Annotated in this window: 24 protein-coding genes and 1 tRNA gene; 6 read left to right on the forward strand and 19 right to left on the reverse strand. The window is 71.3% G+C overall.

Annotated features, from left to right (window positions below):
- The 5 genes from Q5722_RS03410 to Q5722_RS03430 form a co-directional block, all read right to left on the reverse strand.
- On the reverse strand, window positions 1–1,734 hold the full coding sequence (locus Q5722_RS03410; protein ID WP_305028320.1) for a GspE/PulE family protein: 1,734 nt from the start codon (window positions 1,732–1,734) through the stop codon (window positions 1–3).
- A 4-nt stretch (window positions 1,735–1,738) separates the two neighbouring features.
- Window positions 1,739–2,839 carry a type IV pilus twitching motility protein PilT gene (locus tag Q5722_RS03415; protein ID WP_305026812.1) on the reverse strand — a complete coding sequence of 367 codons (1,101 nt, stop codon included), beginning with the start codon at window positions 2,837–2,839 and terminating at the stop codon, window positions 1,739–1,741.
- An 84-nt stretch (window positions 2,840–2,923) separates the two neighbouring features.
- Window positions 2,924–3,253: a prepilin-type N-terminal cleavage/methylation domain-containing protein gene (locus tag Q5722_RS03420; RefSeq protein ID WP_305026813.1), complete on the reverse strand. Its 330-nt coding sequence runs from the start codon at window positions 3,251–3,253 to the stop codon at window positions 2,924–2,926.
- 214 nt (window positions 3,254–3,467) lie between these two features.
- Window positions 3,468–3,983: an NAD(P)H-dependent oxidoreductase gene (locus Q5722_RS03425; RefSeq protein WP_305026814.1), complete on the reverse strand. Its 516-nt coding sequence runs from the start codon at window positions 3,981–3,983 to the stop codon at window positions 3,468–3,470.
- A gap of 126 nt (window positions 3,984–4,109) precedes the next feature.
- Window positions 4,110–4,183, reverse strand: a tRNA-Met gene (locus Q5722_RS03430).
- Between the two features lie 146 nt (window positions 4,184–4,329).
- Here Q5722_RS03430 and eda point away from each other — a divergent pair.
- Window positions 4,330–4,977: a bifunctional 4-hydroxy-2-oxoglutarate aldolase/2-dehydro-3-deoxy-phosphogluconate aldolase gene (gene eda, locus Q5722_RS03435; RefSeq protein WP_305026815.1), complete on the forward strand. Its 648-nt coding sequence runs from the start codon at window positions 4,330–4,332 to the stop codon at window positions 4,975–4,977.
- Window position 4,978: 1 nt separating this feature from the next.
- Here the strand turns inward: eda and Q5722_RS03440 are convergent, their stop codons facing one another.
- From Q5722_RS03440 to Q5722_RS03460, 5 genes are read right to left on the reverse strand one after another with little or no spacing between them, the layout of a single operon-like run.
- The gene (locus Q5722_RS03440) at window positions 4,979–7,996 is read right to left on the reverse strand and encodes a UPF0182 family membrane protein (RefSeq protein ID WP_305026816.1); all 3,018 of its coding nucleotides are present in this window, start codon (window positions 7,994–7,996) and stop codon (window positions 4,979–4,981) included.
- Window positions 7,993–8,538 carry a PPA1309 family protein gene (locus Q5722_RS03445; protein ID WP_305026817.1) on the reverse strand — a complete coding sequence of 182 codons (546 nt, stop codon included), beginning with the start codon at window positions 8,536–8,538 and terminating at the stop codon, window positions 7,993–7,995. The genes Q5722_RS03440 and Q5722_RS03445 overlap by 4 nt, the downstream gene beginning before the upstream one ends.
- Window positions 8,522–9,667 carry a YlbL family protein gene (locus Q5722_RS03450; RefSeq protein WP_305026818.1) on the reverse strand — a complete coding sequence of 382 codons (1,146 nt, stop codon included), beginning with the start codon at window positions 9,665–9,667 and terminating at the stop codon, window positions 8,522–8,524. Before Q5722_RS03450 ends, Q5722_RS03445 begins: the two co-directional genes overlap by 17 nt.
- Window positions 9,660–9,896, reverse strand: coding sequence for a hypothetical protein (locus tag Q5722_RS03455; RefSeq protein ID WP_305026819.1), 237 nt, complete (start codon window positions 9,894–9,896; stop codon window positions 9,660–9,662). The genes Q5722_RS03450 and Q5722_RS03455 overlap by 8 nt, the downstream gene beginning before the upstream one ends.
- Window positions 9,897–9,913: 17 nt before the next feature.
- Window positions 9,914–10,408 (reverse strand): molybdenum cofactor biosynthesis protein MoaE, encoded by a 495-nt coding sequence (locus Q5722_RS03460; protein WP_305026820.1) that lies wholly within the window; start codon window positions 10,406–10,408, stop codon window positions 9,914–9,916.
- Between the two features lie 24 nt (window positions 10,409–10,432).
- Between Q5722_RS03460 and Q5722_RS03465 the strand changes: the two genes are divergently transcribed.
- Window positions 10,433–11,779: a zinc-dependent metalloprotease gene (locus Q5722_RS03465; RefSeq protein WP_305026821.1), complete on the forward strand. Its 1,347-nt coding sequence runs from the start codon at window positions 10,433–10,435 to the stop codon at window positions 11,777–11,779.
- Window positions 11,776–12,354 carry an NUDIX hydrolase gene (locus Q5722_RS03470; protein ID WP_305026822.1) on the forward strand — a complete coding sequence of 193 codons (579 nt, stop codon included), beginning with the start codon at window positions 11,776–11,778 and terminating at the stop codon, window positions 12,352–12,354. Before Q5722_RS03465 ends, Q5722_RS03470 begins: the two co-directional genes overlap by 4 nt.
- 93 nt (window positions 12,355–12,447) lie before the next feature.
- On the opposite strand, the gene Q5722_RS03475 is transcribed toward Q5722_RS03470, so the two are convergent.
- From Q5722_RS03475 to Q5722_RS03490, 4 genes are all read right to left on the reverse strand, one after another.
- Window positions 12,448–13,005 (reverse strand): hypothetical protein, encoded by a 558-nt coding sequence (locus Q5722_RS03475; protein WP_305026823.1) that lies wholly within the window; start codon window positions 13,003–13,005, stop codon window positions 12,448–12,450.
- Between the two features lie 80 nt (window positions 13,006–13,085).
- A complete protein-coding gene (locus tag Q5722_RS03480) occupies window positions 13,086–13,649 on the reverse strand; it encodes a M48 metallopeptidase family protein (protein ID WP_305026824.1) in 564 nt (187 codons plus the stop codon).
- An 18-nt stretch (window positions 13,650–13,667) separates the two neighbouring features.
- The gene (locus tag Q5722_RS03485; RefSeq protein WP_305026825.1) at window positions 13,668–14,720 is read right to left on the reverse strand and encodes a PHP domain-containing protein; all 1,053 of its coding nucleotides are present in this window, start codon (window positions 14,718–14,720) and stop codon (window positions 13,668–13,670) included.
- Window positions 14,721–15,040: 320 nt separating this feature from the next.
- Window positions 15,041–15,844: an enoyl-CoA hydratase/isomerase family protein gene (locus tag Q5722_RS03490; RefSeq protein ID WP_305026826.1), complete on the reverse strand. Its 804-nt coding sequence runs from the start codon at window positions 15,842–15,844 to the stop codon at window positions 15,041–15,043.
- A 155-nt stretch (window positions 15,845–15,999) separates the two neighbouring features.
- Between Q5722_RS03490 and Q5722_RS03495 the strand changes: the two genes are divergently transcribed.
- Window positions 16,000–16,158 (forward strand): DUF5679 domain-containing protein, encoded by a 159-nt coding sequence (locus tag Q5722_RS03495; protein WP_165872837.1) that lies wholly within the window; start codon window positions 16,000–16,002, stop codon window positions 16,156–16,158.
- Window positions 16,159–16,369: 211 nt separating this feature from the next.
- Window positions 16,370–17,218: a hypothetical protein gene (locus Q5722_RS03500; RefSeq protein ID WP_305026827.1), complete on the forward strand. Its 849-nt coding sequence runs from the start codon at window positions 16,370–16,372 to the stop codon at window positions 17,216–17,218.
- A 25-nt stretch (window positions 17,219–17,243) separates the two neighbouring features.
- On the opposite strand, the gene Q5722_RS03505 is transcribed toward Q5722_RS03500, so the two are convergent.
- From Q5722_RS03505 to Q5722_RS03520, 4 genes are all read right to left on the reverse strand, one after another.
- Entirely contained in the window at window positions 17,244–17,468 is a 225-nt protein-coding gene (locus Q5722_RS03505) for a putative WhiB-interacting protein (RefSeq protein ID WP_500797203.1), read from the reverse strand.
- Entirely contained in the window at window positions 17,465–17,746 is a 282-nt protein-coding gene (locus tag Q5722_RS03510) for a WhiB family transcriptional regulator (protein ID WP_305026829.1), read from the reverse strand. Before Q5722_RS03510 ends, Q5722_RS03505 begins: the two co-directional genes overlap by 4 nt.
- Before the next feature lie 112 nt (window positions 17,747–17,858).
- Window positions 17,859–18,059: a hypothetical protein gene (locus tag Q5722_RS03515; RefSeq protein ID WP_305026830.1), complete on the reverse strand. Its 201-nt coding sequence runs from the start codon at window positions 18,057–18,059 to the stop codon at window positions 17,859–17,861.
- A gap of 155 nt (window positions 18,060–18,214) precedes the next feature.
- Entirely contained in the window at window positions 18,215–20,266 is a 2,052-nt protein-coding gene (locus Q5722_RS03520) for an ATP-dependent DNA helicase UvrD2 (protein WP_305026831.1), read from the reverse strand.
- Window positions 20,267–20,369: 103 nt separating this feature from the next.
- Here Q5722_RS03520 and Q5722_RS03525 point away from each other — a divergent pair, with 103 nt between their 5' ends.
- Window positions 20,370–20,615 (forward strand): mycoredoxin, encoded by a 246-nt coding sequence (locus tag Q5722_RS03525; RefSeq protein ID WP_305026832.1) that lies wholly within the window; start codon window positions 20,370–20,372, stop codon window positions 20,613–20,615.
- Here Q5722_RS03525 and nudC read toward each other — a convergent pair whose 3' ends face one another.
- A complete protein-coding gene (nudC, locus tag Q5722_RS03530) occupies window positions 20,616–21,533 on the reverse strand; it encodes an NAD(+) diphosphatase (protein WP_305026833.1) in 918 nt (305 codons plus the stop codon). It abuts the gene before it with no gap.
- Between the last annotated feature and the right edge of the window lie 10 nt (window positions 21,534–21,543).

Consider the following 21,543-nt stretch of genomic DNA (forward strand, 5'->3'; position numbering starts at 1 on the left):
TCACACTCCTGCCACGTAGATGGAACGCATGACCTCGGCCGGTGTCGTCAGCCCTTCCGCGACGAGCCGCGCTCCCTGCTCCTGCAGGGTCCGCATGCCCTGGCTCCGGGCGAGCTTGCGCATCTCGTCCTGGGGCACGCGGTCGACGATCTGCTCGCGGACCTCGTCCGTGACGGCCAGCAGCTCGTAGACCCCGATCCGGTCGAGGAAGCCGGTGTGCGCACAGAAGTGGCAGCCGGCTCCGCGGACGAACCCCTCGACCGGATCCTCGCCGCCGACGCTGGCGAGGAAGGCGCGCTCCTCGGCGGTCGGCTGGTAGGGCTCGAGACAGTTGGTGCAGCTGCGCCGGACCAGTCGCTGGGCCATGACCGCGCTGACAGAGGACGCCACCAGGAACGCCTCGATGCCCATGTCGAGCAGGCGGTACAGGGCCGAGACCGCCTCCGTCGCGTGGACCGAGGAGAGGACCATGTGACCGGTGAGCGCCGACTGCACGGCGATGCGGGCCGTGTCGACGTCGCGGATCTCGCCGACGAGGATCACGTCGGGGTCCTGGCGCAGGATCGACTTCAGGCCGCCCGCGAACGTGATCCCGGCCTGCTCGTTGATCTGGATCTGGTTGATCGAGTCGAAGGTGTACTCGACAGGGTCCTCGATCGTCATGATGTTGCGCTCGACCGTGTCCAGCTCGCTCAGCGAGGCGTACAGGGTGGTCGTCTTGCCACCGCCCGTGGGCCCGGCACAGACGATCATCCCGTAGGGCTGGTGCACGAGCCTCCGGAACCGGTCGGCCGTGTCGTCCGGCATGCCCAGCTGGGAGAGCTGGAAGAGCGGACGGCTCTTGTCGAGCAGGCGCAGGACGATCTTCTCGCCGCCGACCACCGAGGTCGTCGCGACCCGGATGTCGACCTCCCGCCCTTCGACGTTCATCGAGATCTGGCCGTCCTGGGGCCGGCGTCGCTCGACGATGTTCATGCCGCCGAGGATCTTCAGGCGGCTCACCAGCGCCGGACCGATCGAGCCCGGCAGGTCGAGCACGTCGACCAGCGCCCCGTCGATGCGGAAGCGGACCCGGACCCGGGCACCGGCCGGCTCGATGTGGATGTCGGAGGCGCGGTCGCGGAGCCCCTGGGTGATCACCTTCTGCACGACCTGGACGACGGGCGCGTCCTCGTTGACCTGTGCTCCCTCGGCGAGGGCCTCGCGACGGACCAGGTCACGCGCCTCGAACGCCTCCACGTGGGCACCGACCTCGTGGGTCGCCTTGTACTCGGTGTCGAGCGCCTGGGTCAGCGTCCTGCGCGAGGCCATGCAGGGTGCCACCGGGTGCCCGATCGCCGCCGACACGAGGGCCACGTGCTCCGGCGACGGATCGAGGAGCGCCACGGCGACCGTCTCCCCCGTGATCTCGAGCGGCACGACCTGCAGCTCCCGGGCCTGCTCGCGTGAGAGCAGCGCCACCGCCTCGGGGGTCGGGTCGACCATCCGGAAGTCGACGACACCACAGCCGTAGTGGTTGGCGATCAAGGCCGTCAGCTCCCGGTCGGTCAGCAGCCCGGAGCGGACCACCTCGACCGCGAGTGGGCTCTCCGGGGCTCCGACCCGCAGCGCGTCCAGCTGGTACGGCTCGATCCGTCCGGCACCCACCAGCACCGCCGTGACGACCTCGTCGTACGCCTCGCGCCGCGGGGCGGGCGCCTCCGGCTCCTCGTGACGTCGGCCGCGAATCCGCATCACGTCACGACCTGACGGCGGTCACGACCCGCTGGCGCGGGACGATGTCCTTCGGGTACAGGCTGCGCGCGATCGCCTCGTCCTCGCTCACCGTGCCCGCCACGATCAGGTCCGAGAGCGACTGCTCGAGCGTCACCATGCCGTCGCGCATGCCGGTCACGAGCGAGTTGCGCAGCTGGTGCGTCTTGCCCTCCTTGATCAGGTTCCGCACCGCGGGTGTCGCCGTCAGCACCTCGTACGCGGCGACCATTCCGCCCCCGATGCACGGGATCAGCCGCTGGTAGACCACGCAGCTGAGGGCAGCCGCCAGCTGCACGCGGATCTGCTCCTGCTGCTCCGCGGGGAAGACGTCGATCATGCGGCCCAGCGACTGGGCGGTGTCGTTGGTGTGCAGCGTCGCGAAGACCAGGTGTCCGGTCTCCGCCACGGTCAGCGCGAACTGGATCGATTCCAGGTCCCGCATCTCGCCCACGAGCAGCACATCGGGGTCCTCGCGCAGCACGCTGCGCAACGCTTCGTGGAAGCTCTGCGTGTCGGTGCCGACCTCGCGCTGGTTGACGGCCGACCGGATGTGGTCGTGCACGTACTCGATCGGGTCCTCGATCGTGATGATGTGGGCTCCGCGGTTGCGGTTGATCAGGTCGATCAGCGAGGCCAGGGTCGTGGACTTTCCCGAACCGGTCGGTCCCGTGAGCAGGATCAGCCCCTGGTGGCGCAACGACAGGTCGCGGAGCACCTGCGGCAGTCCGAGGTCGTCCGGCGTCGGGATCGCGCGCGGGATCATGCGGAGGGCGACGGCGGTCACGCCACGCTGGGTGAACGCGTTGCCGCGGATGCGCGCGTGGTGGCGCCAGGAGAAGGCGAAGTCGTACTCGTTGACGTCGTCCCAGGCCTTGAGCTGGTCCGGCGTGAGGATCTCCGCCAGGAGGCCGTCGGTCGCCTCGGCGGTGAGCGGTGCGGCGCCCGGGACGGGCGCCAGGACCGCGTCGACCCGCAGCATGGGCGGGAGGCCGACCGTCAGGAGGAGGTCCGAGCCGCCGGCCTGCCACAGCTGGTCGAGGAGGCCGTCGACCGTGGAGCCGACCGGGTGGGGGGTGCTGTGCATGGTGCCCTCGCTGGTGGGAGGTGGGAGAAGGGCTGGTGACCCGGGTGGGCGGTGCGCAGGCACCACCCACCCGGGGATGCACGATCAGCAGGAGTGCGTGACCTGGCCGGTGGAGGCGTCGTAGTCGCCGGAGACGACGATGGACGGTGCCGAGTGCAGGAACTGGTCGGCGCCCGTCGCAGTCAGCTGCGCCCACGTCGGGTACGAGCCCTTCTTCGCGTAGTAGGCCTCGGCCGCCGTCTCGACCGTCCGGACCTCGGTCTTGCAGGCGGCGGTGTTGCCGCGGTCCGCGATGCCGCGCACGGAGAAGACCACGATCGCAGCGAGGATGCCGAGGATGATGATGACGATCAGGAGCTCGATGAGCGTGAAGCCGTCGTCGCCGCGGCGACGGGCCGAGAGGGAGTTGGCCATGACTGAGGTCCTTTGCGGGAGTGGAAGGAAGTTCCCGAGACGCCTTTGAGACAACACCCAGTGGAGCGCCGCCCGTCAGGTCAAGGGGCCTCATTGGCACTAGTCACTTGGGGTCTGGGGAGGGACCCCAGTACTGCCCGGTGGAAACCCCAGCAAATGAGCGAGGGCCCGGACCCGACGGTCTGGACCCTGCCATCCTCACCTCGCGCGAGCGTCAGCCTCCGAGCACCTCGCGGTAGCGCTTCGCGTGCAGCTCCAGGTCCTCGTCGGTCGCCGTGCGTGCGCCGAACAGCACCAGCGGCGTGGCGAACTCGAGCCCGGTGAGCCGGGCCGTGGCCCGGAGCGGCGCCGCGAGGTCGTGCAACGTGGTCTGGTGGTAGCCCTCCTCGGAGTACGCCGCCTCCGGGCCACCCGTGGAGGTCACGACCTGCAGCACCTTGCCCTGCAGCTCGGAGGCGCCTGCGTAGGCGAAGCCGGCCGTGAACACCTGGTCGATCCACGCCTTGAGGACCGCCGGGACGGAGTACCAGTACCAGGGGAACTGCCACACGATCCGGTCGTGCTCGCGGAGCAGCTGCTGCTCGCGCTCGACGTCCAGCCGCCCGTCCGGGTACGCCGCGACGAGGTCGTGCACGGTCACGTCGGGCAGGTCACGCACGGCATCGGCGAGGCGCGCGTTGATCCGCGAGGAGGCGAGGTCGGGGTGGGCCAGGATCACGAGGGTCTTCACGGGCGGCACAACCACGGCGCCCGCGGTGGTGTTCCCCGCTCAGCCGAGCCGGTCCCCGCTCCACGGAGCACCCACCGCAGGAACGGCAGAAGGCCCGAACCTGACGGTCCGGGCCTTCGCACTTTGTAGCGGGGACAGGATTTGAACCTGCGACCTCTGGGTTATGAGCCCAGCGAGCTACCGAGCTGCTCCACCCCGCGTCGGTGATCAGAACCTTACGTCATCGACGGTGACGACTCCAAATCGAGCGCCTCACCCGCGGCCGATCTGCTCACGCAGCCCATTAAGACCGCCTGCAAGTCTTCTTTTGCTTGCTTAAAGTGCAAAAGTGAGAGACCGTGCTCACATGAGCATCCTCTCGATCAGTCCTGTCATCCCCGCCGTCGTCATCGAGGACCCGAGCCGCGCAGTCAACGTGGCCCGCGCGCTCCTCGACGGCGGCATCGGTGTCGTCGAGGTCGCAGCCCGCACCCGCGAGGCGCTCGTCAGCATCGAGCGCATCGCCACCGAGGTCCCCGAGATCGTCGTCGGCGCCGGCACCATCACGCGCACGGCGCAGGCGGTCATGGCGGTCAACGCGGGCGCCTCGTTCATCGCGTCGCCCGGCCCGACCCCCGCCCTGCTCGAGGGCATCCTCGAGACCGGGCTCCCCTACCTCGCGGGCTGCTCGACCGCAGGCGAGGCGATGCAGCTCCTCGAGCACGGCCTGACCGAGGCTCGCTTCTTCCCGGCCGAGGCGTCGGGCGGCCCGGCGTACCTGGCCGCGCTGGCCGGCCCGCTCCCCGGCCTCCGGTTCTGCGCGACCGGCGGCATCAGCCTGGAGAACGCCGGCCGCTACCTCGCCGTGCCCAACGTCAGCTCCGTCGGCGGCACCTGGATCGCCCCGGCCGACCTGATCCGCGCGCACGACTGGGCCGGGATCACCGACCGGGCGCGACGCACCGGAGAGATGCTGGTCGCCCTGAGCTACCTCCAGGACACGATCAGCGCGTGAGCTAGCCCTTCTTCGTCGGCTGCGCCGACGGTGCGGGAGTGGACGACGCGGAGGGCTGCTTCGACGGTGTCGCCGGAGCCGCCGCAGGAGTGCGCGAGGCCTGCAGGGCTCGGGCGACCAGACGCTGAGCCGCGTCCGTGTGCTCCTGGTACTTCGCCAGGTCGCCTGCCTTCAGCGCATCCTTCGCGAGGCCGAACTCGCGGTCGGCCTGCTGCAGGAGCGTGACCACCTGGTCGTCGAGCACCCCGCCGCCGTCGCCGGGCTTGCCGCCGTCACCGCCGTCGCCACCGTCCGCGGAGCCCGCGTTGCCATCGACCTGCAGCACCTCGGCCACCGCCTCGGACATCGTGGTCGCGATCGCCAGCCGGTCGCCGAAGGAGACCAGGACGTAGTTGAGCACGGGGAAGTTGCCGGAGCTGTCCGAGCCGGCCTTCTGGGTGTAGAGCGGCTGCACGTAGAGCAGGCTGTCACCGACCGGCAGGGTGAGCAGGTTGCCGTAGACCTTGCTGATGTTGGTCGAGGCGTTGAAGCGGGTCAGCTCGTTCTGGATCCGCGAGTCCGTGGCGAAGTCCGTGGCCACCTGCTTGGGTCCCTTGACCGGGCCGGTCGAGGGCAGCTCGAGGATCCGCAGCGTGCCGTAGCCCTTCTGCGAGGCGTCACCGTCGACCGACATGAACGCCGCCAGGTTGGCGTTGCCCTTCGGCACGAACGTGGTGGTCAGCGAGAAGACCGGCTTCGTGCTGTCGGCACCGGTGCGGACCGAGAGCCGGTACGGCGGCTGGAGCTTCGTCGCGACGCCCGGCGAGCTCGGGACGGTCGGGTCGGCCGGGACCTCCCACTGCTCCTTGCCCTCGTAGAACGTGTCCGGGTCGGTCACGTGGTAGCGCTGCAGCTGGTAGCGCTGCACCTTGAACATGTCCTCGGGATAGCGCATGTGGTCGAGCAGGTCCTGCGGGATCTGGTCCTTGTCCTTGACCGTGCCGGGGAACGCGTTGCGCCAGGCCTGGAGGATCGGGTCGCTCTCGTCCCAGGCGTAGAGCGTCACGGTGCCGTCGTACGCGTCGACGGTGGCCTTGACCGCGTTGCGCATGTAGTTGATCTCGTCGGTCGGCAGCGTGCGGAACTCCGTCGGGCTCGCCTGCGAGTCGGACGTCATCTCCTTGTACGAGCCGCGCTCCGAGAGCGGGTACTGGTCCGTGGTCGTGTAGCCGTCGAGCATCCAGACGACCTTGCCGTCGACGATCGCCGGGAACGGGTCGCTGTCGACGGTGAGCCAGGGCGCGACCTTCTCGACCATCTCGCGCGGCTTGCGGTCGTAGAGGATCTTCGAGTTCTTGTTGACGCGCTCGGAGAGGGCGATGGTGGCGTTGCCGTACTTCCAGGCGTACAGGACCTGGTGGAAGAGGCTGCCGATCGGCACGCCCGCCTTGCCGTCGTACGTGCTGGTGGTGTCCTCCTCCCCCTTCGCCGACTGGTCGAGCTCGACGTCGCGCGCACCCTTCGACGCCTTGCCGACGATGGAGTACTGCGGCGACTTCTCGCCGAAGTAGATCTGCGGGCGGTAGCCGCCGGGCGCGAGGTCGCTGGAGGAGTCGGAGCCACCGGCACCGGCCCACTCCGGGTTGTCCGGCAGTGACTGCTCGTGGAACTCGGCGTCACGCTGGTTGCCGTACGCCGCGATCACGCCGTAGCCGTGCGTGTAGACGGTGTGCAGGTTCGACCAGTTCTTGGCGTCGTCGGGGATGCCGGCCTGGTTGATCTCACGGACGCCGAGCACGACGTCGCGGTCGCGCCCCTGCACCGGGTAGTGGTCGACGTCGAGCACGTTGGCGACCGAGAAGTACTTGCGCAGCTGCTGCTGGTTCTCGAAGGCCTTCTGGATCAGCTGGGGGTCGACCAGCCGGATGCCGGGGACGTTCGCGAGCTCGGTGCGCTGGTCCTCGGGCGTCAGCGTGCTGCGACCGGCGTACGGCGTGACCTTGGCGCCGGCGATCTTGTACGCGTCGCGGGTCGCCGCGATGTTGCGCGCGATGTACCGCGGCTCCTTGTCGGAGGCAGACGGGTTGACCTGGAACTGCTGCACCACTCCGGGCCAGACCATGCCGAGCAGGATCGCCGAGAGCACGAGCAGGGCCAGGCCGACCGAGGGAAGCAGCCAGGTGCGCTGGACGACGTTGGCGAAGAAGAGGACCGCACAGATGATCGCGATGGACATCAGGATCAGCTTGGCCGGCAGCACCGCGTGGTCGTCGGTGTAGGTGATGCCGTCGACGATGCCGCCACCGGCGCTCAGCAGGTCGTAGCGGTCCAGCCAGTAGTCGGCCGCCTTGCCGAGCACGAACAGGCCCAGGAGCACCGAGATCTGCGCCGCCGCCGGGCCCGAGAGGCGGTCGCGGGTCGCCTGCAGACGGATCCCGCCGTACAGGTAGTGGACGACCAGCACCACGAGCAGCGACACCACGGAGACCGCCATCGCGAAGTTCACGACGTGGTGCAGCCACGGGAGGTCGAAGACGTAGAAGCCCTTGTCCCGGTGGAAGTAGGGGTCCTTGCTGCCGAACGGGACGCCGTTGCGCCACAGCATGTAGGACCGCCAGGAGTCGGCGCCCGCCGTGCCTGCGAACGCCCCGGTGACCAGGGCGACACCGGCGAGCACCCAGTAGCGCACCGGGCCGACGGCCTGCCGGTACCGGTCCAGGCCGACCTGCTCGGGGCTGGCAGGACGGAACATCGGCCGCAGCCGGTAGGCGAGGACGACGTTGGCGGCCACGGCGACCGCCATGATCCCGCCGAAGGCCAGGAAGAGGCCGATCTTGGTCAGCACGAGGCGGTCGAAGACCGAGCTGAACCCGGTCGAGGAGAACCACAGCTTCTCGGTCCAGAAGCTGGTGAAGCCGCTCATCGCGAAGAAGAGCACCAGCAGGATCACCGCGGTGACCAGGACGCCGCGTGCCCAGCCGGGGCGTGCGGCCGGCTCCGGCACTGCAGGCCCGGCGCCCTCGCCGAACATCGAGCTCATGCCTCATCCTCCAGCGTCGCTCCGAGCAGGGCCAGCAGCGCCGGCACGAGGTCGACTCCCCCGATGACGTCATCGGTGTTGTCGTGCGCGCGGAGCCGGAGCGTGCACCAGGCACCCCCGCGCCGGGTGACGCCGGCGACGATCCGCACTTCCTGGCGGTCCGGGTGGTCGGCCGCGAAGGCCTGCGCCTCCTCCAGCCCCTCCGGGACCTGCCCCTCCGCGGCCGGGGGAAGTACCAGCCGCTCGACGACGGCCGCGCAGCCGGCGACCTCCGGCGGCCAGCCGATCTGCTCGAGCACCTGCTCCAGCTGCTGCCCCGGCTCGAGGTCCTGCTCGATCGGCGTCAGCGAGCCGTCGGCGTCGTGGGCGTCGAGGCCGAGGGCGGCGGCGAGGGCCGGCTCGCGCGCGACCAGCGCGCTGGTGTCGACGAGCGCGAACAGGCGCGCCTGGCCGTCCCAGCCCGTCTCGGCGGCATGCTCCTCGATCTCGACGACAGCCGCCGCGAGCGCGGGGTCGAAGGCCGGGTCACTGAGCTCGGTCATGCTGGAGCACCTCTTCGCAGGTCGGGAGCTTGGCGCGGTGGTCCGCGGCGTAGGTGGAGACGGTCTTCTCGGCATCGTTGAGCGTCGCGACCGCTGCCAGCCGCATGCTGCCCGGATGGGCGGTCACGGCCTCGTCGCAGTTGGCTGCGGGCACGAGGAAGAGCGAGGCGCCGGCCTGGCGGGCGCCGGCGATCTTCTGCTGGATGCCACCGATCGGCCCGACGATCCCCTCGGGGTTGAGCATCTCGCCGGTGCCGGCGATGCGGGCGCCACCCGTGAGCGAACCCGGGGTCAGCGTGTCGACGACCGAGAGAGCGAACATCAGACCGGCGCTGGGACCCCCGATGTCGCCCGGCAGGTTGATCGTGACCTTGAACGGGAACTCGTAGTCGAACGCCTCCTGCACGCCGATGACCGTGCGGCCGTCGACGACCCGCGGGGTCACGGGCACGGTGAGCCGCTTGCCGTCGCGCTCGACGACGAACTCCAGCGGCTTGTCCGGCGTCGCGTGCGAGATCGTGCGCACGACGTCGCTCCAGGCGTGGATCGCGTGGCCGCCGATGCGGACGTAGCGGTCACGCTCGACCAGCGCTCCGTCGGCGGGGTAGCCCGGCGAGATCGGGCCGACGACCGGCACCCTCGGCACCTTGATCCCGAGATGGACCATCGCGGCGGCGATCGCCACGTCCTGCGACGTCGACATCTGGACCGCCGACTGGCGCTCCTGGGACACAGCGGTGTCCTGGGCGCCGTAGACGTCCTCGTCCGGTTTGACGGCCTGGTCCGCGGAGAGCCATGCGGTGACCGCCGCGATGAGCGAGATGCCCGTCTTCGGCGGCGTGGCCATGATCGTCGTCATGCGGAGCTCGCCGTCGTCGGGATAGGACCTGTGACCCTCGACCTGGATCCGCTCGGTACCCCGCGTCGCCGACAGGAGGTCGACGGTGGTGCCCGGCTGGAACCGCACGTAGGGCATCGGCACCGTGGCCATCACGACGGCTCCGACCGCCGTCACCGCTGCGGCCACCAGGGTCGCGACCGTGTGGCGGCTCATGCGCTGCGGCGCGAGGGGGTAGTCGCGATGGTGGACGCGGGCCTCGTCGCCCGGATCCGCCACGACCTCACTCACCACGCGAGGGCCGCACCGCGATGCCGGTGCTGCGGTCGCGCGGGCGCGTGGCGGCCGGACCGGTGACCTTCTGGCCGGGGTGCTCCTTGCGCAGCGCGCGGGCCATGCGCTCGGCCGCCACCTCGGGGTCGACGCTGCCGCGCGCCTTGCCGGCCCACGTGACCCACGCGATGGCGACGAGCGTGACGACGACGGGCGGGGCCAGCCACCACAGGATTCCCAGGTCCACGATCGCAGCCTACGGGGTCAGGGGGTGCCGACCCACTCATCCGAGCCGTCCGCGAAGCGCTGGTGCTTCCAGATCGGCACCTCGGCCTTGAGCGTGTCGATGAGGTCGCGCGTGGCCGCGAAGGACTCGCCGCGGTGTGCCGCAGCCGTCGCGACGACCACCGCGAGGTCGCCGATGGCCAGCTCGCCGACGCGATGCACCGCCGCGACAGCCCGTACGTCGTGGCGCGCGGCCACCCGCTCGCAGACCTCGCGGAGGCGATCGAGCGCGGTCGGGTGTGCGGAGTAGTCGAGACCGGTGACCGCCTGCGCGTCGCCGTGGGACGCGCCTGTGTCGTCCGGGCCGTGCTGGCCGCAGCCTCCGCGCCGGTCGTGGTCGCGCACCCTGCCCACGAACAGGTTGAGACCACCCGCGGCGTCGTCGCCCAGCGCCTCGAGGACGGCCGTCACGTCCAGCGGGGTCTGCTCGATCGCGACCAGCCGGACGACGTCCCTCTCCCGTCCCTCCGTCATGCGCGGAAGGGTACCGTGAGGGACATGAGTGACACCCCCGGCCCCGGCGACCAGGGCGAGCCGAAGAACCCCTTCGAGGGCACGCCGTTCGAGCAGTTCCTCGGGCAGTTCCTCGGGCAGGGCTCAGGTCAGGGCGCGTCAGGAATGCCCGACCTGAGCGGCCTGCTGAGCCAGGTCCAGGCGATGATGCAACCGTTCGACGGCCCCGTGAACTGGCAGCTGGCCACCGACCTGGCGCGTCGCACGGTCGCGGCGGAGCCCGACCCGTCGCCCGACTCCTCCCAGGTCAACGCCGTCGCTGACGCCGTGCGCCTGGCCGACCTGTGGCTCGACGAGGCCACCGACTTCGCCAGCGGCGTCACCTCGACGGCCGCCTGGAGTCGTGCGGAGTGGATCGAGTCGACCCGCGAGGTCTGGCAGCGCCTGGTCGAGCCGGTCGCCGAGCACGTGGTCGCGGCGATGGGCAAGGCGCTGCCGGCCGAGGCCGCTGCCATGGCCGGGCCCTTCCTCGGCATGCTCAACCAGATGGGTGGAGCGATGTTCGGCAGCCAGATCGGCACCGCCATCGGCGGCCTGGCCTCCGAGGTGCTCACAGCCTCCGACATCGGCCTCCCGCTCGGGCCCACCGGTCGCGCCGCCCTGGTTCCCACCAACATCGCGGCGTTCGCCGAGGGGCTTGACGTCTCCCGCGACGACGTCACGCTCTACCTCGCCCTCCGCGAGGCCGCGCACCAGCGCCTCTTCGCCCAGGTGCCGTGGCTGCGCGAGCACCTGCTGACCGCGGTCGCCGACTACGGCCGGGGCATCACGATCGACACGGCCGGCATCGAGGAGCAGATGCGCAACCTCGACCCGTCCAACATGGAGGAGATCCAGTCCGCGCTCGAGGGCGGGTTGTTCGCACCCTCGAAGTCGCCGGCACAGGAGGCCGCGCTGCAGCGGCTCGAGACGACGCTCGCCCTCGTCGAGGGCTGGGTGGACGAGGTCGTCGGCCAGGCCACCGCGACCCGGATGCCGTCTGCCGGCAAGCTCCACGAGGCCGTACGCCGTCGCCGCGCCGCTGGCGGTCCGGCCGAGGAGACCTTCGCCGCGCTGGTCGGCCTCGAGCTGCGGCCCCGCCGCCTGCGTGACGCTTCGACCCTGTGGGGCTCGCTCCGCGCCCGGCAGGGCGTCGAGGCGCGCGACGCGGTGTGGCTGCACCCCGACCTGCTCCCCACCGCCGAGGACCTCGACGACCCGCTCGGCTTCCGCGAGGGGCTGGACATGCCGTCCGAGGAGATGTCGCAGGAGGAGTTCGACGCCGCGCTGCAGCAGCTCCTCGACGGTCCGTCTGACGCCGCTCCTGGCGACGACGAGGGCACCGGGGAGTGAGCCTCCACGCCGACGCGAGCCGCGTGCTCGCGGACTGGGTCGCGCCCACGGTCGAGCAGGAGGCACTGCGGCACCGCTACGCCGACGTGCTCGCGGCGAGTCCGGATGCGATGTCCCGGGCGTGCCGGCCCGACCACCTGACGGCGTCGACGCTGGTCCTCTCCGCGGACGGCGCGTCGGTACTGCTCACGCTGCACGCCAAGGCCCAGGCATGGTTCCAGTTCGGCGGCCACTGCGAGGAGGGTGACGCGACCCTGGCCGATGCAGCGCTCCGCGAGGCCCGCGAGGAGTCCGGTCTCACCGAGCTCGCCCTCGACCCGGTGCCGGTGCAGCTCTCGGAGCACGCCGTGCCCTTCTGCGGGGGGCCCCTGTCTGCCGCGGAGTCAGGCGGCGACCCCTCGCGCTCAGTCCACCACCTCGACGTGCGCTACGTGGCCGTCGCGCCGGCAGACGCGGTCCATGCCGTGAGCGAGGAGTCCCTCGACGTGCGCTGGTGGCCGGCCGACGCCCTGCCGACCCAGGACGCCGACATGGTCGAGCTGGTCGCCTTGGCCAAGGCGCGGCTGGGGCACTGACCGCCGCTGGGTCCCTGCCGGGCCCGAAAACGGACATCTCGCCGCCTCTGGCAGCCGCCCTGTTACGCGACCTCAACGGGTGTTGAGCAGACCTCAACGGATGGTGAGGTCGCGGAAGAGGCACTCCGCATCGGCCACGCGCAGCGCCGGGTCGAACGCCAGCGCAAGACGGGTCCCGTCGATGAGCGCCCGGAAGGCGGCGAGCTCCGCCTCGGGCCGCCCCGCAGCGCGCCACCACTCCAGCACCAGCTCCGCCTCGTGGTCCCCGAACCAGTGCCACCTCTCGAGGGCATCACGGTGCCCCTGCACCGCCGCCGTCGCGGCGAGCTCGCGCACGACCGCCCAGACGCGGACCCCGTGGCGTTCCAGCACCGTCCGGGGCAGGGCCGGTTGCCCGCCGTGCGCGAGCGCATGCGTGCTCCAGGCGATCCATCGCCGCCCGAGGCCTTCGACGATGAGCAGGAGCGTGTCGGGCCACCCGGCCCGGTGGGAGAGGGCGGACGGCGTGACCTTCATCCACGCCGCCAGGGCACGCATCGTGACGGCGTCGACGCCGCACTCGCGCGGCATCTCCACCACGCCGTCGGTGACGATGTCGACGTAGCGGGGTGAGTTGATCCTCAGGAACGGGTCGGCTTCGCGGTCGCGCACACGCCGACGGTGGCGCGAACCGCGTACGAACGCGAGCGGTCCTCCACAGGCACGGGACCAGCGGCGGACCGGCGACGGGATCAGCCGCGGTCGTCGTCCCCGTCCTCCCCGTCGTCCTCGGCATCACCGTCGTCGCCGGCGTCCAGGCGCGCACCGGCGGAGAAGCCCTCGAGGTAGCCCTTGGCCTTCTCCGCGTGCGGGTAGTTCGAGACCCACGCCCAGAACTCGTCGGTGTGGCCGGACTCGATCAGGTGCGCCAGCTCGTGCACGAGCACGTAGTCGACGACCCACCGCGGCATGTCGTGGAGGCGGTCGGAGAGGCGGATGGTGCGTTCCCCCGGCGTGCAGGAGCCCCATCGGGAGCGCTGGTTGCTCACCCAGCGCACCGAGTCCGGTTTCGCCAGGCCCCCGAGGTAGGTGTCGGAGAGCTGCTTCGCCCGCCGCATGAGGTCGGCGTCCGTGGAGCGCTTCGCCCGCTCGGTGCGGCTGAGCAGCCGCTTCACGATCCGCTCGACCTCGAGCTTCTCCTGCGCCTTCGACAGGCTCGACGGGACCATCACGATGACCCGGTTGCCCTCGAGGCGCGCGGCGATGGTGCGACGACGCTGCTTGGAGCGGCGTACCTCGACCTCGGGAGTGCCCATGGACGGGCACAGTAGCGCTCAGAGCACGAAACGTGGCGCAGCCCACTCCAGCAGCCGTTCGACGGGCCACGTGGTCACGATGCGGTCCGCGTCGATCCCGGCCGCCTCGGCACGGGCAGCGCCGTACGCCAGGAAGTCGAGCTGACCCGGCGCGTGGGCGTCGGAGTCGATCGAGAAGACGCAGCCGATGTCGCGAGCCAGCTCGAGCAGCTTCGTGGGCGGGTCGCGCCGCTCGGGGCGGGCGTTGATCTCGACGGCGACGCCCTCCTCCGCGCATGCCTCGAAGACCGCCCGGGCGTCGAACGCCGACTGGGGGCGCGTGCCCCGGTTGCCCATGACCAGGCGTCCCGTGCAGTGGCCCAGCACGTTCGTGAACGGGTTGCGCACCGCGTTGACCATGCGGCGCGTCATCGCGTCGCGGTCCATGGCGAGCTTGGAGTGCACGCTCGCCACGCGAACGTCGAGACGGGCCAGCATCTCGTCGGTCTGGTCGAGGCGCCCGTCGTCCAGGATGTCGACCTCGATGCCCTTGAGCAGCGTGAAGGCCCCACCCAGGTGCGCGTTGACGGCGTCGACCACGTCGAGCTGGCGGGCCAGGCGCTCCGCCGAGAGCCCGTTGGCCACTCGGAGGCGTGGCGAGTGGTCGGTCAGCACCTGGTACTCCCGGCCGAGCTCCATCGCGGTGACCGCCATCTCCTCGATCGGCGAACCGCCGTCCGACCAGTCCGAGTGGCTGTGCAGGTCACCGCGGACCTGCCGCATGAGCGCCTCTCCCCCGGTGACCAGCGGACCCCCGTGGCGCGCCTCGAGGTCGGCGAGCCGCTCGGGCATCTCCCCGCGGACGGCAGCCTCGATCACCTTCGCGGAGCTCGCGCCGACGCCCGGCAGCGTCGTGAGTGAGCCGGTGGCCGCCAGCGAGGCGACGTCGTCCGCGGGCAGCGGCAGCAGCGTCGATGCAGCGGAACGGAACGCCTTGACCTTGTAGGAGTCCTCGCGGCCGCGCTCGAGGAGGAACGCGATCCGGCGCAGCGCGGCGACGGGCCCTCCGGCGTACGGCTGGGGAGCGCTCACTTCTTCTCCTCCACAGGCTGGGGAACGGCGTTCCCGCTGGTCGGTACGGCGCGGACGACGCAGCCCGCGCGTGTCGCCCACAGGCTCATCCCGAGCCGTTCCACAGTCAATCGCATCCGTTCAACAGGTTGTCCACATCGTTGTCCACAGGCTGTGGGCAGCAGTCCCCGCCAGAATGTTGACCGACGCACACATCGCTCCTAGCGTCGGAACCACGCGAGGCCTCCGGGCTCCGCCGCCGCGCAGGCAAGGGGAAGGCAGGCGCGGCAGGCGTGAGATCCGGGGGCCTCCGCTGTCTGTGGGAGTCGGCCTTCGTGACCTCAGCGACCGGTGAACTCCGGAGCACGCTTGGCCTGCACCGCGGCGATGCCCTCCTGGAGGTCCTCGGTGCCGAACGTGATCGGCTGCGCGAGCGCCTCCACCTGCAGGGTCTCGTCGAGCGAGGTGCGCTGGCGCCGCAGCGTGACCTTCGTGTAGCGCGTCGCCAGGGGCGCGTTGGCCGCGACCTGAGCGGCGGTGGCGAGCACCTCGTCGAGGAAGCCCTCGCGCTCGACGACGCGCGAGACGAGACCGAGGCGCAGGGCCTCGCCGGCGTCGACCAGGCGGCCGGTGAGCAGCAGGTCGCGCGCCGCCGCGTCGCCGACGACCTCCGGCAGGAGGTAGGAGATGCCCATGCCCGGGTGCAGGCCGAGCTTCACGAACGAGGCACCGAGCTTGGCGCCGGCAGCGGCGTACCGCATGTCGCAGGCGAGGGCGATGCCGAGGCCGGCGCCGACCGCCGCCCCGTTGACCGCCGCGATCGTCGGCACCTCGAGGTCGCGGATCGCCAGCCAGGTCCGGTAGAAGCCGAGCATCTGGTCCCGGAGGGCAGGCGTGGGCAGGGCGCCACTCTCCGCGAGCCACGTGGTGTTGCCACCCGCCGAGAAGGCCCGACCGGCACCGGTGACGACGACGCAGCGCACCGTCGCGTCGGCCTTCAGGGCGGCGATGGCCGCGGCCCACGAAGCGGTCATCTCGTCCGACATCGCGTTCATCTGGTCGGGGTTGTCGAGGGTGAGCAGGACGACACCGTCGACCGGGCGCTCGATCCGGAGGTGGGCAGGGCTCTCAGGCGCGGAGGACATGGCGGCACCCTACGGCGTGGCGCCTCCCACATTCACGCTCAGGCGTGGTCTAGGGTCACGGTGGTTGCGCGTACTTCCCGGTGTGCGCAGCCCCGGCGGGCTTCCCCATCCTCCCCGTCGCGACGACCAAGTGATACAGAAGCAAGGAGGCCGTCATGGCGGAGACCTGGAGCGGCGAGTTCTACTGCGTGAAGTGCAAGGAGAAGCGCGAGGCCACGGGCGAGATCCGTGTCAACGAGAAGGGCACCAAGATGGCCAAGGCCGTCTGCCCGGTCTGCTCGACCAACCTGAACCGGATCCTCGGCAAGGCCTGAGTCCGGCACGCGGCACTGCCGCACACTGACTTCGACCCCCGGTCCCTCGTGGACCGGGGGTCGTGTCATGCCCGGGCCGGCCAGCCCTGTGGAGGAGGTACGACGCCCTGCCGCCGCGCGTGCCAGCCTGCGACGCATGGAGCCGACCGACCCTCTCGCACGTCATCCTGGATTTCCCGCCCGCGCGGCCCTGCGGCCCGGCGTCCGGGTCGTGCGGCGGTCAGCCTCCCAGCTCCAGGTCGGCCTCTCCACCGCCAGGGCCGTGGTCCTGCCCGACCATCCGGCGGTTCATCTGCTGCTCGCGGGCCTCGACGACGGCCGGCCGCCCGCTCATCCCGCCTTCCTCGAACCAGCTGCCGTGCAGGCGTGCCGCGCACTGCTCGACCACGACATGGTGGTCGATGCCGACCTGTGGTGCCGCGCGCTGGACGGCACGGACGGGGCGGCCGCGGGGGCTCGGTCGGCGCTGGTCTCCGAGGCGGGTGACGCCGGGGCCTCCCGGCTCGCCGCACGACGACAGGTGCAGGTGGGCCTGATCAGCCGGGGCCTCCACGCAGCCGTCGACCAGCTCCGCGAGCTCCTGTGCCTCGGCGGCATGACCGTCGGGGCGCACGGGCGGCTCGACGTCGTCGCCGTCGTGTCCGAGGGCGAGCCCGACCGTTCCGTGCTGGACGGCCTCGTCCGCGACGACGTGCCCCACCTGTCCCTGGTGCTCAGCGAGGGACACGTGCGGGTGGGGCCGTTCGTGCATCCCGGCCTCACCGCATGCCAGCGGTGCATCGACGCCCACGCCTCCGAGCGCGACCCGCGCCACGCCCTGGTGCTCGAGCAGCACACTGGCCCGCCCCACACGCTCTGGGGCCTGCCGACGCCCGTGCCCGCCGACCTCGTCGCCCTCGGGGTGGCCCTGCTCGCCCGCGACCTCAGCCGCTGGGCCGACGTCCTGCCGCCGGCGACCTGGTCGACGGTGATCGACGTGGACCCGGCGCTCACGCTCCCCCGGACGCAGTGGAGCCGCCACGCGGCCTGCGGTTGCAGCAGCAACAGCAGGACCGCGTGACGGCTCCGGGGGTCCCTGCGTCGGCTCAGCGGCCGACGCGACCGAGGGCGAGGCGTGCGTCGTACGCAGCGCGCTCGGCGGCCCGGCTCAGGCGGGCAGCCTGGGTCAGGAAGCGCCGGCGGCGGATGCGTTCTGCCTCGGCCAGGCGCGCGGCGATCAGCTCACGCGCGAGGATCTCCGTCTGGATGTACATGGTGGGTGCTCCGTTCAGGTTTCGGGTGGGGAGGGAGGACGCGGTCGGGCGGGTCACGCCGCCACCGCGTCCTTGCGCGGACGGCCACGGGGCCGCTTGCGGGGGATCACCACTCCCTGGAGGAAGAGCTCACCGCCCCACACGCCCCACGGCTCACGCCGCTCGAGTGCGCCGGCCAGGCAGGCTGCCTGGATCGGGCAGGACTGACAGAGGGCCTTGGCGTACTCGACATCGCTCGGCAGCTCGGCGAAGAAGAGCTCCGGGTCATTCGCGTGACACGGGAATCCTTCGGTGGCACCGGATGCGATGCTGCGCTCGAGAACGCTGGTGGTCATCTGTGTTCACCTCCTGGGTGTGGACCGGTGGGTCCGGAATTGGTTGGGAAAACGAAAAGGCCGCGGATCCCGGGTTTCGGGTTCCGCGGCCTGGAGTGGCGCCTGCACGTGCTCAGCAGTGAGGTGGACTCCAGACCGGAAGACCCGGGACGTTGCCGACAACGGCCACGTGCTTCTGGTTGCGCTTGTCGGCCGACCAGACACGGGTGCCACCGAAGGCAGCGGCGGACGGCATGGCGAGGCGCGGCTGCGCGACGGCAGCAGCGACGGCGTACGGCGCCGTCGTGATCGTCGTGATCGTCGTGATCTCCATGGGGTCCACCTCCTTCGGTGTCTCGGGTGCGAATGGGGCTGACGACGTTGCGGTCGTCTGTGATGACGACCGTAACGTGCCGCGCTTGTCATGGGCAAACCATTTATTGACGAATGTCGTCGACATCCTGCCAATCGCCGCTGTCGCGGCTCGGGTCAGCTCTCGGCGACGATGGCGAGGACGTCCTCGCCGTACTGCTCCGCCTTCTTCGCCCCGATGCCGGCGATGCGCAGCAGCGCACCCGGGCCGTCGGGCCGGTGCTCGGCGATCAGCTCGAGAGTCTTGTCGGTGAAGACGACGTACGCCGGGACCTTGGCCTCGCTGGCCCGCTCCAGGCGCCACTCCTTGAGGCGGTCGAAGAGCGCCTCGTCGTAGGCGGCGGGGCAACCGTCGCAGCGACCGGTCTTGCGCTCCCCCGCGCTCGAGAGCGGCTTGCCACACGTGCGGCAGTGCTGCGCACGGCGGGCACCGCTGACGCTCGGGCGGTTGAAGCTCGAGGAGGCCTCCGGTCGCAGGCCGTCGAGGAACCGCGAGGGCTTGCGGCTGCGGCGCTGGCCGGGGTTGCGCGCCGCGGCCCAGCTCACCCGCAGGTGCAGCCGGGCCCGGGTCAGGCCGACGTAGAGGAGACGCCGCTCCTCCTCGATCTCGGCCGGCGTCTTCGCGAACGTGATCGGGAGCGACCCCTCCTGCACGCCACAGACGAAGACGGCGTCCCACTCGAGACCCTTGGCCGCGTGCATCGTCGCCAGGGTCACTCCGCCCGCGACCGGGGCGTGCTGCTCGGCCGCGCGCCGGTCGAGGTCGTCGACGAAGGCACCGAGCTTGCCGGGATGCTCCGTCGCGTAGGCCTCTGCCTGCGACACCAGCGCCTGCAGCGACTCCCAGCGGTCGCGGGCGGCGCCGCGTGCGGCCGGCGGCTCGGGCGACCAGCCCAGGCCGGCGAGCGTGCCGGTCACCGCACCCACGAGATCGTCGGGATCACCCTCGGACCGGGCGGTGCCGCGCAGCAGCGTGATCGCCTGGCGCACCTCCGGGCGGTCGAAGAAGCGCGCGGCACCACGGATCACGTACGGCACGTTGCGTGCCGCCAGCGCGTCCTCGAAGGCCTCGGACTGGGCGTTGATGCGGAACAGGACCGCGATCTCGCTGACCGGCGTGCCATCGGCGACCAGCCTGGCGATCTCGGCGGCGACGGCCTCGGCCTCGGCGACCTCGTCGTCGTACTCCAGGTAGCGGACCGCAGCACCGGACGGACGCTGCGCGCGCAGGTCGACGCCGCGCGAGCTGGTGCCCGCGAGCAGGCCGTTGGCCGCAGCGACGACCTCGGGGGTGGAGCGGTAGTTGCGGACCAGCTCGACCTTGGTGGTGCCCTCGTAGCGCTGCGGGAAGCGGCGCAGGAAGTCCGCGTCGGCGCCGGCGAAGCTGTAGATGGTCTGGGCCGGGTCACCGACCACGCAGATCTCGTCACGGCCGCCGAGCCACAGGTCGAGGAGCGTCGACTGGAGCGGCGAGACGTCCTGGAACTCGTCGACAACGAAGAACTTGTACTGCCGCCGGACCTGCGCGGCCACGCGCTCGTCCTCGGCGAGGAGGCCTGCCGTCAGGAGCAGCACGTCCTCCATGTCCATGCGCCCGGCCGCCCGCTTCACCTCCTCGTAGGAGCCGTAGACGTGGGCGACGGTGGAGGCGTCGGCGCCGTTGACCTCGCGGCCGCGCCGCGGCGCGACGAGGGCGTAGTCGTCGGGGCTGACGTTGCTGACCTTGGCCCACTCGACCTCGCTGGCCAGGTCGCGGAGCATGCCCTGGTCGGAGCCGATGCGCAGGCGCCGCACTGCCTGTGCCATCAGGCCCAGCTTCGACTCCGTGAGCGTCGGCAGCTCGGTGCCGTGGATGGCGGGCCAGAAGTAGCGCAGCTGGCGCAGCGCCGCGGCATGGAAGGTGCGCGCCTGAACCCCCGGCGCACCCAGGTCGCGCAGGCGTGTGCGCATCTCACCCGCCGCGCGGGTGGTGAACGTGACAGCCAGGACCTCGGTCGGCTGGTAGACGCCCTCGGCGACGCCGTGGGCGATCCGGTGCGTGATCGCCCGCGTCTTGCCCGTGCCGGCGCCGGCGAGAACCTGCACCGGCCCCCGCAGCGCCTCGGCGACACGGCGCTGCTCGGGGTCGAGTCCCGCGAGCAGGTCGCCACCCAGGTCGGATCGAAGCATGCGCGCAAGCCTAGACGTGGCCACCGACACCTCGATGCCGGGAATGCGCCCGGTGCCTGGCACCGTTGAACGCACGTCTCTCCCCCGGCCCGCGAGGAAACCCATGAGCCCGATCACGATGTACAGCACCACCTGGTGCGGCTACTGCCACCGCCTCAAGAGCCAGCTCGACCGTGAGGGAATCGCCTACCAGGTCGTCGACATCGAGAAGAACGAGGACGCGGCGTTCCTCGTCATGCAGGTCAACGGCGGCAACCAGACCGTCCCCACCCTCGTGTACGCCGACGGCTCGGCGCACACGAACCCCTCGCTCGCCCAGGTGAAGGCGAAGCTCTCCGAGCTGAACTGATCACCAGCTGCCGGGCAGCTCGCCGCCGTACCAGGCCTCGATGAGGCTGCGGGAGATCGAGATGCCGCGGCCGGGCAGCGCGATCTCCCCGGACTCCGCCTGCTCACGCAGCTCCGCCCGGGTGAACCACCGGGCGTCGGCGATCTCTGCGGGGTCGATCGTGATCGCAGTCGACGTCGCGCGCCCGAAGAACCCGAGCATCAGCGAGCTCGGGAACGGCCACGCCTGACTTCCGAACCACGTCACCTCACCCACCTCGACGCCCGACTCCTCGCGCACCTCGCGGCGTACGGCGTCCTCGAGCGACTCCCCCGGCTCCGCGAAGCCAGCCAGCGTCGAGAAGCGCGTCGGGCCCCACTTCAGCCCGCTGCCGAGGAGGCAGCGCTCCTGGTCGGTGCCGGGCTCCCCGTCGGTGATCAGCATGATCACGGCCGGCTCGATGCGCGGGAAGTGCTCGCGCTGGCAGCTCTGGCACCGCAGCACGTGACCGGCCATCTCCGGCCGCAGCTCGCCGCCGCAGCGGGCGCAGAAGCGCGTGCGGCTGAGCCACTCCGACATGCCGAGGGCGTGGAAGACGAGCCGGGTGTCCCAGCCGTCGACGAGGAAGTGCCGGCCGATCTCACGCATGCCCACCCAGGCGAGCGCGTCGTCGCGGTGCCGCACATGGAGCGCGAAGTAGTGCACCCCCTCGTGGTCGCCGAGCAGGATCCGGGTCCCCTCGCCGTGCGCCTGGGCCTCGGCCGACGCCATCCACGCCGGCGCGTCGTCGCGCCCGAGCATGAGGCCGCCGCTGACCACCAGGACCCGCGTCGCTGGGTCGGACCACAGCTCGTCGAGCCGGGCCATGTCACCGCGGAGGTGGCCGAGGCGGTCGTGGCTGGTCAGGCCGGGTGCCGCGGGCGTGGTCTGCTCTGTCACGTCTCGATCA

The organism is Nocardioides jiangxiensis (assembly GCF_030580915.1).
In the GTDB taxonomy this organism is placed as follows: Bacteria; Actinomycetota; Actinomycetes; order Propionibacteriales; family Nocardioidaceae; genus Nocardioides; species Nocardioides jiangxiensis.

Coding starts and splice junctions, on each gene's coding strand:
- Q5722_RS03495 (WP_165872837.1), top strand. CDS start 16,000: ATGGCGGAGACCTGGAGCGGCGAGTTCTACTGCGTGAAGTGCAAGGAG.
- Q5722_RS03480 (WP_305026824.1), bottom strand. CDS start 13,649: ATGGGCACTCCCGAGGTCGAGGTACGCCGCTCCAAGCAGCGTCGTCGC.
- Q5722_RS03410 (WP_305028320.1), bottom strand. CDS start 1,734: ATGCGGATTCGCGGCCGACGTCACGAGGAGCCGGAGGCGCCCGCCCCG.
- eda (WP_305026815.1), top strand. CDS start 4,330: ATGAGCATCCTCTCGATCAGTCCTGTCATCCCCGCCGTCGTCATCGAG.
- Q5722_RS03490 (WP_305026826.1), bottom strand. CDS start 15,844: ATGTCCTCCGCGCCTGAGAGCCCTGCCCACCTCCGGATCGAGCGCCCG.
- Q5722_RS03460 (WP_305026820.1), bottom strand. CDS start 10,408: ATGACGGAGGGACGGGAGAGGGACGTCGTCCGGCTGGTCGCGATCGAG.
- Q5722_RS03420 (WP_305026813.1), bottom strand. CDS start 3,253: ATGGCCAACTCCCTCTCGGCCCGTCGCCGCGGCGACGACGGCTTCACG.
- Q5722_RS03415 (WP_305026812.1), bottom strand. CDS start 2,839: ATGCACAGCACCCCCCACCCGGTCGGCTCCACGGTCGACGGCCTCCTC.
- Q5722_RS03525 (WP_305026832.1), top strand. CDS start 20,370: ATGAGCCCGATCACGATGTACAGCACCACCTGGTGCGGCTACTGCCAC.
- Q5722_RS03515 (WP_305026830.1), bottom strand. CDS start 18,059: ATGGAGATCACGACGATCACGACGATCACGACGGCGCCGTACGCCGTC.
- Q5722_RS03520 (WP_305026831.1), bottom strand. CDS start 20,266: ATGCTTCGATCCGACCTGGGTGGCGACCTGCTCGCGGGACTCGACCCC.
- Q5722_RS03510 (WP_305026829.1), bottom strand. CDS start 17,746: ATGACCACCAGCGTTCTCGAGCGCAGCATCGCATCCGGTGCCACCGAA.
- Q5722_RS03465 (WP_305026821.1), top strand. CDS start 10,433: ATGAGTGACACCCCCGGCCCCGGCGACCAGGGCGAGCCGAAGAACCCC.
- Q5722_RS03440 (WP_305026816.1), bottom strand. CDS start 7,996: ATGAGCTCGATGTTCGGCGAGGGCGCCGGGCCTGCAGTGCCGGAGCCG.
- Q5722_RS03445 (WP_305026817.1), bottom strand. CDS start 8,538: ATGACCGAGCTCAGTGACCCGGCCTTCGACCCCGCGCTCGCGGCGGCT.